The sequence below is a fragment of the Jannaschia helgolandensis genome, assembly GCF_900109285.1.
In the GTDB taxonomy this organism is placed as follows: Bacteria; Pseudomonadota; Alphaproteobacteria; order Rhodobacterales; family Rhodobacteraceae; genus Jannaschia; species Jannaschia helgolandensis.
The window spans coordinates 80,159-96,028 of the sequence record NZ_FNZQ01000003.1 but is presented as its reverse complement, the minus strand read 5'-3'; the positions used below and the strand labels follow the sequence as shown (position 1 = coordinate 96,028).

Here is a 15,870-nt window from a genome sequence, read left to right as displayed (position 1 = left end):
TCGTGCCGTGTGAACCGCGATCAGTTCGCGGCGGCAGTCTGCAACAGGTCGGTGATCTGACGCACGGTGGCGCGGCGGTTGGCCCGCTCGTCGGTTTGCGTCTGCACCTTCAGGAACTGCTCACCATAGCCTTGGATGACCATGTTCTCGACCGGAACGTTGAAGTATTCGTTCAACGCCAGCGCAAGGCTTTCAGCTCTGCGGTCCGACAGTGCCAGATTATAGGCAGCGTCGCCCACTGCGTCGGTATGGCCTTCGATCAGGAAGACTTCGCGCGGGTTGGCCTCAATGGCGGCGACGACTTCACGTGCCAGTCCGGACAGATTCGCCGCCTGTTCAGGCGCGATGGCGGCAGAGCCGGACGCGAAGGTCACGGTGTTGACTTCGAAGGCCGGGGCCAGCGCGCGAACCTGCGGGATGTTGCGGACCTGCGCCAGGCTGAAGCGGCGGTCCAAACCACGTTCGCGGGCCAGTGCATCGCGCAGCGGATCAGTCCCGTTCGTCGTGACCGAGCGGGTCGATACGATCGGATCGGGCAAATGCTCGACATCCACCGGCTCAACCTTGGCAGTGTCATCGATCAGCAAGTAACGCGAGCCATCGGCCTGCACCAACTCCCGACGCAGAACCCGCAGCGACGCATCGCGGATCGTCACCACACTGCTGCCGTCTTCACGCAGCACGGTCTGGCGGGTCGATCCGTCGTCGAACCGCTCGGTCCGCACATTCGATCCGGCCTGACGCAGCAGAACGTCATCATCCTTGAGAATCTGCAGGTTACCGTCTTCCCGCTGCACAACCACCCGGTCGCCCGAGTTCGAAACGACACGCGAACGGTTATTGTTGTTCACCAGAATTGCACCGACCGCCAAGGCACCAAGGGCACCCAGCAGGATCTTGTCGTTGCGGTCGAAACGGTCTTCATCTTCCGCCGTCGCAGTGGATTCGGCAGACACGGTGGCCTGGGTTTCGAACTCCTCGGACGAGGTCCGGACATCCGATGCCTGGATGGTCTCCTCGGCGACCTCCACGTTATCCGCCTCGCCTTCCTGAGCGGCGGCTGCAGCGACCGGCGTCGCATCGGCATTGTTGTCCGACAGTGCGCCGAGTGCCATTTCGGCCTGCTCCCGGGCTTCTTCCTGCTCGGCATTCAGCACCGGCTCGGGACGGGCGGCGACTTCGGCGGCGATTGCGCTCTCGGCGGGTGCAGATACGATCAACGGAGTCTCATCCATAACCGGAGCCGCGTTGGCATCGGCGCTCGCGGCTTCCTGCGATTGCAGGGCCTCTGCACCGTTCTCGCCTTCGGCGGCCTGAGTCTCGACGGCTGCGCCGTTCCCGTTTTCCGGGGCCGTGGCAGCAGCTTCAGCTTTGGCTTCCGCATCGGCTTTCGCGGTAGCATCTGCTTCGGCCTGGGCAGCAGCCCTGTCAGCTTCTTCGGCGGCGGCGGCGGCATCCGCTTCGGCCTTAAGATTTGCCTCCAACTCCGCTTCGGCCTGTGCCTGCTCGGCGGCATCTGCATCGGCCTGCGCCTGCTCGGCGGCTTCGGCTTCGGCAGCTTCGGCTTCGGCCTGCGCCTGCTCGGCGGCTTCGGCTTCGGCAGCTTCGGCTTCGGCCGCAGCACGGTCAGCTTCCTCTGCTGCGGCTTCCTCTGCTGCGGCGGCATCTGCCTCCGCCTGGGCTTCGGCTTCAGCTTCAGCGTCTGCTTCAGCTTGAGCCTGTGCGGCGGCCTCGGCATCGGCTTGAGCCTGAGCTGCCTCATCGGCCTCGGCCTGAGCCTTGTCGGCGGCTTCCTGAGCGGCGGCGGCGGCGGCGTCGGCTTGTGCCTGAACTTCCGCATCGGCCTCGGCCTCGACAGAGGCATCCGCTTCAGCCTGTGCCTCGGCAGCTACGGCAGCGGCAGCGTCGGCTTCGGCCTGTGCGGCGGCGGCATCCGCATCTGACTGCGTCTGCTCGAGGGCTTGCGCCGTACGATCGGTCACGCAATTCGCCAATCCTTCGGCGTCGGTTGAGAATTCGGCGGTACAATCCGCAGTGATGTCTCCGGCATCTTGCGCAGCGACGGGCAGGGCAAATCCGGGCACCAGCAATGATACGCTGGCGGCGAGGGCGGTGGCAGTGCGGAAAGATTGTCCGCGACGAATCTGACGGGGCATTGTGGCCTCCTTTAGGAACACGATATTGCCGGTATCAACCCCACCTCCGCCCTGTAGTTCCACTGCAACCGCTTGTTATCGGATAGCAGTCCCGCTTTCATCGTCGCGCATGGCCCGCGTCTGAAAACAATTGTTCCGCGCCGACCGCACATCGACATAGGCGATAGCCGGATTCTCCAGCCGGAGCGCGACTTCGCGGGCCGGATCGGCGGCCGGAACAATCGCACCGGTGCCATACAGTATGCGGTCGTCGGCCGTGTATCCCTTGACCAGATAGTCCGGTGACGTGGTGAGAATCGGGGGAACCCCGTCGTCAGACCATGCCGTGCAGGGATCGGCGCACAGGAAGACCGGACCGGTCTCGGCATAGGGTCCGCCCGTGCGAATCCGGGTGACGAAACCGGCATCGAGAGGGGTGAAATGCATGGTATGTCCTGACGTATGACTCGGGTATTACGTGGGTCATACGTTCGCGCGCAGATCCGTCGCGACCCGGAACCTGCGCTATCGCCGCAAGCGGGTCAGGTCGCCGGTATCGTCGGGGCGCGACAGGGCCTCGGCCAACCCCTCAAGCGCTGCGATTGAATGCCCGGCCCGCAGGCTGTCGACATGTGGCAGCAGTGCGCGGATGCCGGCGGCTTTTGGCGCGAAGCCGTCGAAGCGCAACAACGGATTCAGCCAGATCACCCGACGTGCCGAGAGGTGAAGGCGGCGCGCCTCGAACGCCAGGCGGTCGGCATCGCCCCGGTCCAGTCCGTCGGTCACCAGCAACACGACGGCCCCCTGCCCCAGCACCCGCCGCGACCAGTCGCGATTGAAGACGTGCAGCGTGTCGCCGATGCGGGTGCCGCCCTCCCAATCCTGCGTCTCGGCCCCGGCGGCGGCCAGCGCAGCATCGACGTCGCGGGTCCGCAAGTGACGGGTGATATTGGTCAGGCGGGTGCCGAATGTGAAGCCATGCACCTCGGCCCAGCCCTGTCCCTCGCGGTTGGCGACCGCGTGCAGAAAATGCAGCAGCGCGCGGGAATAGGACGACATCGAGCCGGAGATGTCGCAGAGCGCCACCAGATTGGGCCAGCGGGTCGTCGGTTTCGCCCGCTTCAGCGTGGTCAGGTCACCCCGGCGCAACGCCGCGCGCAGGGTCGCGCGCCGGTCGATGCGGCCCTGTGGCGCGGTCTGGATGCGGCGACTGGTCAACGGTTTGACCGGCAGGCGCAGGGTGGCAAGCATGCGCTTTGCCACGGCCATCTCGGCAGTCGACATCTGCTCGAAATCCAGCGTGCGCAGGCGTTCGCGCGTGCTGGCCGTCGCGGCGGCGTCAAGGTCGAGGGTTTCGGGCGGATCGGCCTGCGGTTCGGGCAGATGCGCGGGCTGATTCAACAGCGCTTCGGCGGCGCGTTTCTCGGCGGGTTTCGGGGTGCGATCCTGCTGCACGCCGCGCACCGTCGGCGTCAGCATCGCCATCATGTGTTCGAGGTATCGCGGGTCGCGCCAATACAGCCGGAACAGCTGCGCGAAGGTGGCGCGATGTTCGGGACGCCGAACGAAAACGGCATGCAGCGTGTGATAGAAGTCGGTCCGATCGGTGAACCCTGCCGCCTGCACCGCACGGGTGGCAAGGATCAGGCGGTCGGGACCGGCGGGGACACCGGCACGGCGCAGGGCAGCGGCAAAATGCGCGATGTTGCCCGCGAGCCGGGGATCTTCGGGGAGGTCGAGGGGAGCGTGTTCCACGGCCCTTCCCTAGCATGTGACCGGAAACCGGGACAGAGGAGCTTTACTCTGCCGCCGCGCGCCACATCATTCGGGAGGTATTCACCGGAGACACCGATGCGTTTTCTGCTTGCCGCCTTCGCCTTTACACTCGCCACCCCCGCCGCTGCGCAGGATGCCCAGATAACGCAGGCTGCCCGACAGGTCTTGTCGAGCCTGCAAGCCCAGAGCTTTCGCGACGACCGCGAATACTGCGGCACCATCGGGGTGGACCGGGCCGGACGCGTTCTTGCCACCCGTGCACGGCGCGGAGGCCAGAACGGCTGTTCCCCGCGTCGGGGCCGGTCGATGGTCGATGTGCTGGCATCATATCATACCCACGGCGCGTTTTCGCCCAATGCCGATTCGGAGATTCCCTCTCCTGGCGACGTTCGCGCCGATCGTCGGCAGGGGGTTGATGGTTACATCGCCACGCCCGGCGGGCGGCTGTGGTTCGTGGACGGGGCCGGGGCACGGGTGCAATTGATCTGCGGACCGGGATGTCTGCCGTCCGATCCGTGGTTCGTGCGGGGCGGTTTCGGCGTGGTCGCCCCGGCCTATACCCTGACGGAACTGGGGGCGCGTGCGCGGGAATCGCGCCGGTAAATCACCCGACCTCCGCCCGCACTTCGTCCAGAATCCGCCTGGCCTCGGACCCGTGCAGCTTCTGGATATCGTCCTGATATTTCAGCAGCGCGCCCAGCGTGTCGGCAATGACCTCGGGCGAAAGGTTGATCATGTCCAGCGCCAGCAGGCACTTGGCCCAGTCGATGGTTTCGGCCACGCCGGGCTTTTTGAACAGGTCCTCGGTGCGGAGTTTCTGGACGAAAGCCACGACTTCGCGGGACAGGGCCGCGCTGGCCTCGGGCGCGCGGGCGGCGAGGATTTCCATCTCTCGGTCATGCGTCGGGTAATCGACCCAGTGATACAGGCAGCGTCGTTTCAGGGCGTCATGGACCTCGCGGGTGCGATTGGACGTCAGGATGACGATGGGCGGCTCTGGCGCCCTGACGGTGCCGGTTTCGGGGATCGTGACCTGGAAATCGGACAGGGCTTCCAGCAGGAAGGCCTCGAACGGGGCGTCGGTGCGGTCGACCTCGTCGATCAGCAGGACGGGGGGGCCGCCGGGTTGGGGTTTCATCGCCTCCAGCAACGGGCGCGCGATCAGGAAGTCGTCCGAGAACAGGTCGGGCGGCGGCTCGCCCGTCGCTTCGGCCCGGCGGATGGCGACCATCTGCGCGGCGAAATTCCATTCGTAGACGGCGCTGGAGGCGTCGAGGCCTTCGTAGCATTGCAGGCGGATCAGACGGCGGCCCAGTGTCGCGGCGATGGCCTTGGCCACCTCGGTCTTGCCGGTCCCGGCCTCGCCTTCCAGAAAAAGCGGGCGGTTCAGGGTCAGCGCCAGATAGATCACGGTCGCCAGCGCACGTCCGCAAACATAGTCCTGCCCGGCCAGGCGGAGTTGCACGTCGTCGATTGAGGTCATTGGTGATTTCATCCGCGCATGGGGCATTTTCAGCCCCCCCTGGTCAAGGCGCGCGGTCAGGCCGCGTTGCTGCCGGGGCGCGCGACGCGTATTCAGGACGAAACGGTCAGGAGGATGCGATGAAAGACTTGTCTGCCGAGGGGTTCGGCCCCGATCTGGCACAGTTCGACTGGGCCGATGCGTTCCGGCTGGAAGATCAGCTGAGCGAAGAGGAGCGGATGCTGCGCGATGCGGCGCGCGCCTTTGCCGCGGCGGAACTGGCCCCGATCGTGCGGGACGCCTACGCCGAGGAGACCGAAAACCCCGGACTTTTCAGGAAGATGGGTGACGCAGGCCTTTTGGGTATCACCATCCCCGAGGAATACGGCGGGCTGGGGTCGAGTTATGTCACCTATGGCCTGGTCGCGCGCGAGATCGAGCGGGTGGATTCGGGATATCGCAGCATGATGTCGGTGCAATCCTCGCTCGTGATGTACCCGATTCATGCCTACGGGTCGGAAGATCAGCGTAAGAAGTACCTGCCCGGATTGTCGGCGGGCACGTTGATCGGCTGTTTCGGCCTGACCGAACCGGATGCCGGGTCGGACCCGGCGGGCATGAAGACGCGGGCGGTGAAGACCGACGGCGGATACCGGATTTCGGGATCGAAAATGTGGATTTCGAACGCGCCATTTGCCGATGTCTTCGTTGTCTGGGCCAAGTCCGACGCGCATGAGGGCAAGATCCGTGGCTTCGTTCTGGACAAGGGAATGCCCGGCCTGTCCGCGCCGAAAATCGTCGGCAAGCAGTCCTTGCGCGCCTCGACCACCGGCGAGATCGTGATGGACGGTGTCGAGGTCGGCGAAGATGCGTTGCTGCCGAACGTGCAGGGCCTGAAGGGGCCATTCGGGTGTCTGAACCGGGCGCGCTATGGCATTGGCTGGGGCGTGATGGGCGCGGCGGAGGCGTGCTGGCATGCGGCGCGCAGTTACGGGTTGGACCGCAAGCAGTTCGGCAAACCGCTGGCGCAGACGCAGTTGTTCCAGAAGAAACTGGCCGACATGCAGACCGAGATTTCATTCGGATTGCAGGGCTGCCTGCGTGTGGGGCGCCTGATGGACGAAGGGCGAGCGGCCCCCGAGATGATCAGCCTGATCAAACGCAACAACTGCGGCAAGGCGCTGGAAATCGCACGAATGGCGCGGGACATGCACGGCGGCAACGGGATTTCCGAGGAATATCACGTCATCCGCCACATGATGAACCTGGAGACGGTGAACACCTACGAAGGCACGCATGATGTTCACGCCCTGATCCTGGGCCGGGCGCAAACCGGGTTGCAGGCGTTTTTCTGATGACCGCCCGCGATGCCTCGTCGGCAGCATCGGTCCTTTGCATCAGTCGTCTCGCTTGCCCGCCTCGATCGAGATCTGCACATCGACTTCGTCCGAGATGAACGGTGCGAAGGCGCCAGCGTCGAACTCCGACCGCAGCAGGTTGGTCGTCGCGGTGAAGCCGACCCATGGCTTGCCTTCCTGCGGGTGATCCGCCTGCTGATTCAGCCTGGCATCCAGTACGATGGATCTGGTCACACCGCCCAATGTCAGATCGCCTGTGATCTTGGCGGTGTCATCGCCGGTCACGTCGATGGCCGTCGACACGAAACTGACGGTATCGTTGGTCGCCATGTCGAAAAAGTCGGGAGAGGACAGGTTTTCGTCCCGCTGTTTCCAGCCGGTGAACAGGGCCGACGCGGGAATCGACACCTCGACCGATGAATTGGCGGGGTCTTCGGCGTCGAAGTCGAGGGTGCCTTCCCAGCCCGAAAACATGCCCCAGGTCGTCGAATAGCCAAAATTGCTATAGCTGAACAGCGTCTGGCTCTGGCTTGGATCGAGAACGTATGTCTCGGGCTCGGCGAAAGCCGGGGAGGCCGCCAGAAGGGCGGTGATAAGGGGCGCGCGGATCATTGCGATCTCCGAAATGGGCATCAGGTTCGTTGGTGATACCACCGCCTTGTGAGAGGAAAAGCAAAGATAAAGAGATCAACAGGTTGTGTGCAGGTGCGCATGTCCGACCGCGGACCAAGATCCGTTTGTGCGTGTGAGCCGAAGTTTCGCGTCAAGCCAGGGAGCATCCAATTCGTTCGAGGTCTTTCATGATGTCTTCCAGGCTGACGATGTCTGCCATGCCGATGGTGCCGGTTCTGCCGTCGGGAGGCATCGTCATGAGGCGTTCTGCTGTTCTTGCCGCGGCGATCCCGGTGACACGGGACTGGTTTTCGCCGGTAATCCGAAGTGTTTCGCGCCTGCTGCCTGAGCGCGCACGCACAACGAGCACCATTTCGTTTTCACGCATTCCGGTCAATTTGGTGAGGGCTTTCAGGGCCGGTTCCAGTCTGGCGAGCAATCCCGTTCGGTTGACGACATAGGGTGCCAGTCGCTGCACCCATGTTGTCGTCCATCTGGGCAATATCACCAGGAACGAAGCGACGGTCTCGACTCCAAGGTCTTTCCGCATTTTATCCCGATCGACGAAGTCCACCGGAATGACGCGACGACCGACATCCGGAAAGGGCGGATCGAGGATGACCGCGCGTTCGACCTCGTTTGCCCGCGCAATCGTCCAGTTCATCGCTTCCGGGCCGTGTTCTCCGATCAGCCCGAGTTGAACGACCAGGTCCAGATGTCGCGTATCCGGGAGACGGGTGACTACCTCCCGCGCCAGTATGTTCAACAGGCCCGGCGCAAGGCCGACCTCGGTGACAAGCGCGACGTTCGCGGCCTTCGCCATATCGTCCAGATTTCCAATAGCCTGCATGACAGGAACGCTCGCCGCGACCGATATCATGGATATGCCATGATCGATGCAGGCGCGCGCGGCATTCTCGGAACCGGTTTCGGTGTTCAGAATGACAAGCGATACGGTCGGGAAGACAGTTGCGATCGAGTCTTGAGACGTCAGATCGACCTGCGCCGCCGATACCCTGCTGTCGAATTTGCGCGCCGCAGCCTCCGCCTTGTCGCGCGAACGACCGGCGATGACGATCCCGGAGTGCGGCAGGAGGGTGTGAAGATGCTGGACAATATATCGTCCAACGGCGCCATACCCGCCCACCACAAGGATTGGCTTAGTCTTCTGCATGAAATCTCCGCCCACTGGGGACTTTCTGCCGCGATACACCTTCCAGCACTTGGAAGGTCAAAGGGTATATGCCGATCCTCAACAGATGTATCTGACAACTGGCTGAAGCGTTATAACGTTGGAGACAGACATTCTTTTCACGGCGCAAACGCTGCGCGTATCTGGCCGTCCGATCCTGGCAGCGTGCCCCCTTGCGCCCTGCCCCGACATCGCTATACCCTGCCCATCCCGCCACGCTTTTCAACCGCGTGGTCTCTCGTGTCCGGGGGGCGGGTCTGGCCTGGACTATGAAACACGCGTTACAAGAACAGGAGCTGACATGCCGCTCTATGAGCATGTGATGATTTCGCGGCAGGACTTGTCCACCGCGCAGGCCGAGGGCCTTGTGGAACACTTCAGCACCGTCCTCGCGGACAACGGCGGCAGCGTCGTCGAAAGCGAGTACTGGGGCGTGAAGACCATGGCCTACAAGATCAACAAGAACCGCAAGGGCCACTATGCCTTCCTGCGCACCGACGCGCCGTCGGATGCGATTCAGGAAATGGAGCGTCTTGCGCGCCTGCATGACGATGTCATGCGCGTGCTGACCATCAAGGTTGACGCCCACGAGGAAGGCCCCTCGGTCCAGATGCAGAAGCGTGATGAGCGCCCCGAACGCGGCGAACGCCGCGAGCGGCGATAAGGAGCGGAACACATGGCTACGAAACCTTTCTTCCGCCGTCGCAAGTCCGATCCGTTCGAAGGCCCCAACGCCCCGAAGATCGACTATAAGGACACCCGTCTGCTGCAACGTTACATCAGCGAACGCGGCAAGATCGTCCCGTCCCGTATTACGGCCGTGTCGGCCAAGAACCAGCGTCGCCTTGCCAAGGCAATCAAGCGCGCCCGGTTCCTGGCCCTGCTGCCCTATGCCGTGAAATAAGGAGACTTCGACATGAAAGTGATCCTTCTGGAACGTGTGGCCAAGCTTGGCCAGATGGGCGAGGTCGTGGACGTCAAGCCCGGTCACGCCCGCAATTTCCTGCTGCCGCAAGGCAAGGCGCTCTCGGCATCCGATGCCAACATCAAGGCGTTCGAAGGCCGCAAGGCACAGCTGGAAGCCACCAACCTGGAGACCCGCAAGGAAGCCGAGGCGATGGGCGACAAGCTGGCTGGCCAGCAGTTCATCATCATCCGCTCCGCGTCGGATTCGGGCGCGCTCTACGGCTCTGTCACCACGCGTGACGCCGCCGACGTGGCGACCGAAAACGGGTTCACCGTGGCGCGCGGGCAGGTCATCCTGCAAGCGCCGATCAAAGACCTCGGCATCCATGGTGTGACGGTTCGCCTGCACCCCGAAGTCGAGGTCGAGATCGAGCTGAATGTCGCCCGCTCGAACGAAGAAGCCGAGCTTCAGGCCGCCGGCAAGTCGATTCAGGAACTGGCCGCGGAAGAAGAAGCCGCTGCAGAGTTCGAGATTTCGGAGTTGTTCGACGACCTGGGTGCGGCTGCCGATGACTTCGGAAGCGACGATGAAGGTGCCTCGGCCGAAGCGCCAAAGAGCGATGATAGCGAAGAACAGCCTGCCTGATCGGGCAGACCGTACATCAAGCTGATAAGGGCCGCGCCAGATCTGGCGCGGCCCTTTTTTGTCGATATCTCCCGGACTGGTTGGAAATCATCATGACAAGGGATGCCGTTGCCCTATCTTCATCAGAAAGACCTCAGAGATCCGGAGACGCTCCAATGCACCCATTGCCAAGCCTGTCTGTCGTTGCCCTGACCTTCACGATCCTGCCTCTGATGGCTGCGGCGCAAAGTTTTTCCTATGGTCCCCGCAACACCGATTTCCCCCCCGCCTTCCCCGAACAGACGCGCGCGCCCCTGATCGACAGCGGAGTGGCCCTGAAGGTCGAGACGCTGGCAAGCGGGCTGGAACGCCCTTGGGGAATCGCCACCCTTCCCGATGGCGAAGGCTGGCTTGTGACCGAACGGGTGGGCCGATTGCGCTACATTTCGCCCAACGGCATCCTGTCGGACCCGATCGCCGGCGTGCCGGACGTGCTGGCTCAGGGACAGGGCGGACTGCTGGACGTGGTGCTGGCCCCCGATTTCAACGAAACGAATATCATCGTGATTACCTATGCCAAGCCGATCGAAGGCGGCAGCGTCACGGCGGCGGCCAAGATGACACTCTCGGATGATATGTCCGCCGTGTCCGATGTTACCGATATTTTCGTGCAGAGCCCGGCCTCGCCCACGACCAAGCAGTATGGAAGCCGCGTCGTTGTTCTGCCCGACGGCAATCTGGCAATCACAGTAGGAGAGCGGTCGTCTGACAAGGAACGTGTCTATGCGCAGGACCTGGACAAGACATATGGCAAGGTGGTCCGCGTGACGATGGACGGCGATGCGGTCGATGGAAACCCCTTCATCGGCCAGGCGGGGGCCATCGACACGATCTGGTCCTATGGCCACCGCAACATTCAGGGCGCGGCGCTGGATGCTGACGGGACGCTCTGGACGGTCGAACACGGACCCAAGGGCGGCGATGAACTGAACCGCCCCGAAGCAGGACTGAACTATGGCTGGCCGGTGATTTCCTATGGAGAACGATATTCCGGTGGCCCCATCGGGTCCGGAGCGGCTGTGGCGGAGGGAATGGAGCAGCCGGTTTATTTCTGGGACCCTGTGATCGCGCCGGGCGGTATGACGTTCCATTCCGGCGAGGCATTCGGTGACTGGAACGGTGACATCCTGATCGCATCCCTTAATCCGGGCGGGCTGGTCCGCCTGTCGCTGGAAAACGGTCTGGTCGTCGAAGAAGAGCGCCTGTTGCGCGATCTGGGCCGGGTGCGAGATGTCGACGTTCAGCCCGACGGGTCATTTATCGTGCTGACCGACCGCGACGACGGCGAAGTCCTGCGCATAACGCCCGATGAATGACGGCGGCGGTCGCCGCTCGATAATGATCTGCATGCCATGAAAACACCGCTCCGGTTCGTCCGGGGGCAAGGTAAGGCTGTCAGGGCGGGAGATCAGTCGGCGTCACGCGCAGCACCGGGACGTTTCGGTCAGGCACAGGTTCAACTGGTTCATTGGCGCGGATCCGAGATTCAGAGGCCAGGGTCTTGGACTGCGATCCGCTTATTCAGAAGTGTCGCAAAAAAGGGCGACCCGAAAGCCGCCCTTGATTGTTCCGATGTCGTCCAGTCTTACAGTTCTTCCAGCTTTTCGACCTCGGCCTGCAATTCTTCCTTGGTAACCGCCTTGTCGGTGACCTTGGCGCGGTCAAGGATCAGGTCGATGACCTTGTCTTCGAACAGCGGCGCGCGCAGCTGCTGTTGGGCCTGCTGGTTCTTCTGGATGAATTCGAAGAACTCGCGCTCCTGACCCGGATACTGACGCGCCTGGGTCATGATCGCCTGCGTCATTTCGGCGTCGGTGACCTCGACCTTTTCCTTCTGACCCAGTTCGGCCAGCAGAAGGCCCAGACGAACGCGACGAGCGGCGAGCGACTTATGCTCCTCCGTCGGGGTGATCTCCGGGTGATCGTGACCTTGCACGTCGGGGTTTTCTTCGTGCCACAACTGGTGTGCGACCTGGTTCGCCTCGGCTTCGACCAGGCTGGGGGGCAGATCGAACGTGACCAGACCGTCAAGTTGGTCGAGAAGCTGGCGCTTGACGACCTGGCGGGCGGCCCCGGCGTATTCGGCGCCCAGACGCTCCTTGATCTGACCCTTCAGCGCCTCAAGGCTTTCGGCCCCGAACTGCTTGGCCATTTCATCGTCGATCTTGGCATCGGCGGGTTTCTTCACTTGCTTGACGGTGCAATCGAAGACGGCGGCCTTGCCGGCCAGATGTTCGGCCTGGTAATCTTCGGGGAAAGACACCTCGACGGCCTTCTCCTCGCCGGCCTTCACACCGATCAGCTGGTCCTCGAATCCCGGAATGAAGGAGTTGGACCCCAGCACGAGGGGATAATCCTCGGCGGCGCCGCCTTCGAACGGTTCGCCGTCGACCTTGCCCAGAAAATCGAAGACGACCTGATCGCCCTTGGCAGCCTTGCCCTTTTTGGTCTCGAAGGTCTGGGCGTTCTTGGCCAGCCCTTCGAGAGCTTCCTGCACATCGGCCTCGGCCGGCTCGACCGTCAGCTTTTCAATCTTCACGTCCGAGAAGTCGACCTCAGGGACGTCCGGCAACGCTTCGTAGGACAGCGAGACAACGACGTCGTCGCCGTCTTTCCAGTCTTCGTTAGCCATTTCGACCTTGGGCTGCATTGCCGGGCGTTCGCCCGATTTCTCGAAATGCTCACCCATGGCGCCGTCGATGGCTTCCTGCATCGACTCGCCCATCAACCGCTGGCCGAACTGTTTCTTGAGCAGCGCCATCGGGACCTTACCCTTGCGGAAACCCTTCATTTCAATGTCGGGCTGCGCTTCGACCAGCTTTTGGCTGACCTTGGCTTCCAGATCAGAGGCGGGGACCGTGATGGTGTAGCCGCGCTTGAGGCCTTCGTTCAGGGTCTCGGTCACCTGCATGGGATCATCCTTTGTAGCTTGCTTTGTCTCGTGGGCTGCGGGACCGCCTTGGGGCCGCGCGCATATGCGAATTGCCCCGCCGGAAGGCGGGGTGAAATCGAGCATGTCTCTATGTGCGGGGGAAAGGGGGTGCAAGCCGATTCCCCAGCCTCACGCAGGTCATGTCAGAGATGGGCGGAGGATGGGATCGGTGGAAGACGGTCGCACAGCGAAACCATGCGGTCGAGTTGAAGCGGTCTGGTCAGTGTGATCAGGCCAGGGCGGCAGGTATCCTGCCCGTCCCGGAGCGACACGTCAGTAGATGTAGCGGATCTGGTCGGCCCAGTAACGCTCGACCCGGCGCAGCGTGCCGACGATTTCCACCAGGCCCGCATCCGACAGAACGCCTGTGTGGCGGATACCGTCAGCGTGGCGCAGGAACAGCGCCTCGACAATATCGCGGACATCGCGCCCCTTGGGTGTCAGTCGAACGCGGACGGCGCGACGGTCAATTTCGCACCTTTGATGATGCATATAGCCCATCTCGACCAGCTTCTTGAGATTATAGCTGACATTCGAACCCTGATAGTAGCCGCGCGATTTCAACTCGCCCGCTGTGACCTCGTTGTCGGAGATGTTGAACAGAAGCAGCCCCTGAACAGCATTGATTTCCAGTATTCCGACACGTTCGAACTCGTCCTTGATGACGTCCAGCAGAAGTCGGTGCAACCGTTCTACCAGCGTCAGCGCATCAAGGTAGCCGGACATGAAATCCGGCTGCGTGCGGGGCTTGAAGTTTTCCAGTCGGCTCATGCGGCAGGCATCCTGATCTCGATCATCGTCGACACAGGTTTGAACCGAAAAGTCCTGATAATTCGTTAAAACACGGAATTTATCGGCCCAATCCCGCCGCGCGGCGTCCCAATGCGGCCATCAGCGGCGCGAACCGATCCGGCGCGCTGGTCTGTCCGGTGACCCAGGAATACAGATCGTGGTCATTTTCGCCCAGAACCGCTTCGAATAATGCCAGTTGATCGTCGTCCATCCCGGCCAGTTCGGCATCCGCATAACCGCCCAGGATCAGGTCCATTTCCTTGATGCCCCGCCGCCATGCGCGGATCTTCAGCCGCTTGCGCCGGGTTTCCGTGTCGGTGACCGGGTTTTCCCCCGGTATCATGCGTCGCCCTCGAACCGGGCGCGCAGGCGGTGCTCCAGAAGGCCAAGCCGGTCGGCCAGGCGCGCCGTCTCGCGGCGCAGAAGCTCTACCTCTTTCAGCAGATCGCCATCGGCGCCGGATGCATCGCCGTTGGGTCCTTCGCCCGCGCCCGTCATCAGCCAGACCAGCGACACGTTCGTCAGCCCGGCCAGCATCGACACGCGGTTGGCGCGCGGTTCGGCGCGGTCCTCTTCCCAGGCGCGGATGGTCTTGCCCTTGACGCCCAGACGATGCGCCAATTCGTCAACATCCAGACCCGCCGCTTCGCGGGCGCCGGTCAGGCGGTCGCCGAACGTCGTGGTGCCGGGATCGTACCAATCGCTGTCTTCTGGCATGAAAGTCCTCTTGGGTTATTGCACGGGGTGCCTCTGGCTTGCCCAAAGGTCAGGCGCACCCTAGGAAGTCGAGGCATCGAAGCCAACCCGGAGACCTCCATGGCGTTCCTGTCCGACAGCCTGTCCCGCGTGAAACCATCGCCAACCATAGCGGTCACGACCAAGGCCAGCGAACTGAAGGCCGCAGGGCGCGACGTCATCGGTCTGGGCGCGGGTGAGCCGGATTTCGACACGCCGCAGAATATCAAGGACGCCGGCATACAGGCCATCGCGGACGGCAAGACCAAGTATACAGCCGTCGACGGAATTCCCGAATTGAAAGCCGCGATCTGCGACAAGTTCAAGCGCGACAACGGGCTGGAGTACACGCCTGCTCAGGTGACGGTCGGCTCGGGCGGCAAGCACGTGATCTATAACGCCCTGTCGGCCACACTGAACCCCGGCGACGAGGTGGTGATCCCCGCCCCCTATTGGGTCAGCTATCCCGACATGGTGCTGCTGGCGGGCGGCGAGCCGGTGATTGCCGAAGCGACCATCGAGACCGGTTTCAAACTGACGCCCGGAGCGCTGGAGGCGGCGATCACGCCGAAGACCAAGTGGCTGATCTTCAACTCGCCATCGAACCCCACCGGCGCGGCCTATTCGGCGTCTGAATTGAAAGGGCTGACGGATGTCTTGATGCGGTACCCGCATGTCTGGATCCTGACCGACGACATCTATGAGCACCTGGTATTCGACAACTTTGTCTTTGCCACGCCCGCACAGGTGGAGCCGGAACTCTACGACCGGACCCTGACGATGAACGGTGTCAGCAAAGCCTATTCCATGACCGGCTGGCGGATCGGATACGCCGCCGGACCGGAGCATCTGATCGCGGCGATGCGCAAGGTGCAGTCGCAGTCGACCTCCAACCCTTGTTCGATTTCTCAGTGGGCGGCGATCGAGGCGCTTGAGGGGACTCAGAGCTTTATCCGGCCCAATCAGGCGCTGTTCAAAAACCGTCGCGATCTGGTGGTGAAGGGGCTGAACGCATGTCCGGGCATCGAATGTCCGGTGCCGGAGGGCGCGTTCTACGTTTATCCCAGCATCGCCGGGTGCATCGGCAAGACGTCAGCGGGCGGCGTGGAGATCACGGACGACGAGATTTTCGCGACCGCCCTCCTGGAGGAGGAAGGCGTGGCTGTCGTCTTCGGCGCGGCCTTCGGACTATCGCCGCATTTCCGGGTGAGTTATGCGACCTCGGACGAGGCGCTGACCGAAGCCTGCGGGCGGATCAAGCGGTTCTGCGAGGGGTTGGACTAGC

At 62.9% G+C, this 15,870-nt stretch carries 17 protein-coding genes; 7 read left to right on the top strand and 10 right to left on the bottom strand.

Features of this window, described 5'->3' with window-relative positions; all coding sequences use genetic code 11:
* Positions 1-20: 20 nt before the first annotated feature.
* The 3 genes from BMY38_RS09435 to BMY38_RS09425 all read right to left on the bottom strand — a co-directional run bounded on the left by BMY38_RS09435 (position 21) and on the right by BMY38_RS09425 (position 3,890).
* The gene (locus BMY38_RS09435) at positions 21-2,156 is read right to left on the bottom strand and encodes an OmpA family protein (protein ID WP_092762196.1); all 2,136 of its coding nucleotides are present in this window, start codon (positions 2,154-2,156) and stop codon (positions 21-23) included.
* Between the two features lie 75 nt (positions 2,157-2,231).
* A complete protein-coding gene (locus tag BMY38_RS09430; RefSeq protein ID WP_092762194.1) occupies positions 2,232-2,582 on the bottom strand; it encodes a DUF1203 domain-containing protein in 351 nt (116 codons plus the stop codon).
* Positions 2,583-2,660: 78 nt separating this feature from the next.
* Positions 2,661-3,890 (bottom strand): vWA domain-containing protein, encoded by a 1,230-nt coding sequence (locus BMY38_RS09425; RefSeq protein WP_092762192.1) that lies wholly within the window; start codon positions 3,888-3,890, stop codon positions 2,661-2,663.
* 96 nt (positions 3,891-3,986) lie between these two features.
* On the opposite strand from BMY38_RS09425, the gene BMY38_RS09420 reads away from it, so the two are divergent.
* Positions 3,987-4,514, top strand: a complete 528-nt coding sequence (locus tag BMY38_RS09420) for a DUF4329 domain-containing protein (RefSeq protein ID WP_175495834.1) — start codon at positions 3,987-3,989, stop codon at positions 4,512-4,514.
* Between the two features lies 1 nt (position 4,515).
* Here the strand turns inward: BMY38_RS09420 and BMY38_RS09415 are convergent, their stop codons facing one another.
* Complete coding sequence (locus BMY38_RS09415) at positions 4,516-5,406, bottom strand: AAA family ATPase (protein ID WP_092762671.1); 891 nt, start codon at positions 5,404-5,406, stop codon at positions 4,516-4,518.
* Positions 5,407-5,513: 107 nt separating this feature from the next.
* Here BMY38_RS09415 and BMY38_RS09410 point away from each other — a divergent pair, with 107 nt between their 5' ends.
* Entirely contained in the window at positions 5,514-6,728 is a 1,215-nt protein-coding gene (locus BMY38_RS09410) for an acyl-CoA dehydrogenase (RefSeq protein WP_092762190.1), read from the top strand.
* A 42-nt stretch (positions 6,729-6,770) separates the two neighbouring features.
* Here BMY38_RS09410 and BMY38_RS09405 read toward each other — a convergent pair whose 3' ends face one another.
* Positions 6,771-7,343, bottom strand: a complete 573-nt coding sequence (locus tag BMY38_RS09405; RefSeq protein ID WP_175495833.1) for a YceI family protein — start codon at positions 7,341-7,343, stop codon at positions 6,771-6,773.
* 151 nt (positions 7,344-7,494) lie between these two features.
* Positions 7,495-8,517, bottom strand: a complete 1,023-nt coding sequence (locus BMY38_RS09400; RefSeq protein ID WP_092762188.1) for a saccharopine dehydrogenase NADP-binding domain-containing protein — start codon at positions 8,515-8,517, stop codon at positions 7,495-7,497.
* A gap of 319 nt (positions 8,518-8,836) precedes the next feature.
* On the opposite strand from BMY38_RS09400, the gene rpsF reads away from it, so the two are divergent.
* The 4 genes from rpsF (at position 8,837) to BMY38_RS09380 (ending at position 11,442) form a co-directional block, all read left to right on the top strand.
* The gene (gene rpsF / locus BMY38_RS09395; RefSeq protein ID WP_092762186.1) at positions 8,837-9,199 is read left to right on the top strand and encodes a 30S ribosomal protein S6; all 363 of its coding nucleotides are present in this window, start codon (positions 8,837-8,839) and stop codon (positions 9,197-9,199) included.
* Positions 9,200-9,211: 12 nt separating this feature from the next.
* On the top strand, positions 9,212-9,439 hold the full coding sequence (gene rpsR, locus BMY38_RS09390; RefSeq protein ID WP_092762185.1) for a 30S ribosomal protein S18: 228 nt from the start codon (positions 9,212-9,214) through the stop codon (positions 9,437-9,439).
* 12 nt (positions 9,440-9,451) lie between these two features.
* Positions 9,452-10,087 carry a 50S ribosomal protein L9 gene (rplI, locus tag BMY38_RS09385; RefSeq protein ID WP_092762183.1) on the top strand — a complete coding sequence of 212 codons (636 nt, stop codon included), beginning with the start codon at positions 9,452-9,454 and terminating at the stop codon, positions 10,085-10,087.
* Between the two features lie 155 nt (positions 10,088-10,242).
* On the top strand, positions 10,243-11,442 hold the full coding sequence (locus BMY38_RS09380; RefSeq protein WP_092762181.1) for a PQQ-dependent sugar dehydrogenase: 1,200 nt from the start codon (positions 10,243-10,245) through the stop codon (positions 11,440-11,442).
* A 269-nt stretch (positions 11,443-11,711) separates the two neighbouring features.
* Here the strand turns inward: BMY38_RS09380 and tig are convergent, their stop codons facing one another.
* The 4 genes from tig to BMY38_RS09360 form a co-directional block, all read right to left on the bottom strand.
* Positions 11,712-13,037 (bottom strand): trigger factor, encoded by a 1,326-nt coding sequence (tig, locus tag BMY38_RS09375; protein WP_092762179.1) that lies wholly within the window; start codon positions 13,035-13,037, stop codon positions 11,712-11,714.
* Between the two features lie 294 nt (positions 13,038-13,331).
* Positions 13,332-13,829: a MarR family winged helix-turn-helix transcriptional regulator gene (locus tag BMY38_RS09370; RefSeq protein WP_092762177.1), complete on the bottom strand. Its 498-nt coding sequence runs from the start codon at positions 13,827-13,829 to the stop codon at positions 13,332-13,334.
* Between the two features lie 79 nt (positions 13,830-13,908).
* Positions 13,909-14,193: a succinate dehydrogenase assembly factor 2 gene (locus BMY38_RS09365; RefSeq protein ID WP_092762175.1), complete on the bottom strand. Its 285-nt coding sequence runs from the start codon at positions 14,191-14,193 to the stop codon at positions 13,909-13,911.
* The gene (locus tag BMY38_RS09360; protein WP_092762172.1) at positions 14,190-14,567 is read right to left on the bottom strand and encodes a helix-turn-helix domain-containing protein; all 378 of its coding nucleotides are present in this window, start codon (positions 14,565-14,567) and stop codon (positions 14,190-14,192) included. The genes BMY38_RS09365 and BMY38_RS09360 overlap by 4 nt, the downstream gene beginning before the upstream one ends.
* Positions 14,568-14,666: 99 nt before the next feature.
* On the opposite strand from BMY38_RS09360, the gene BMY38_RS09355 reads away from it, so the two are divergent.
* The gene (locus BMY38_RS09355; RefSeq protein ID WP_092762170.1) at positions 14,667-15,869 is read left to right on the top strand and encodes a pyridoxal phosphate-dependent aminotransferase; all 1,203 of its coding nucleotides are present in this window, start codon (positions 14,667-14,669) and stop codon (positions 15,867-15,869) included.
* Position 15,870 lies beyond the last annotated feature (1 nt).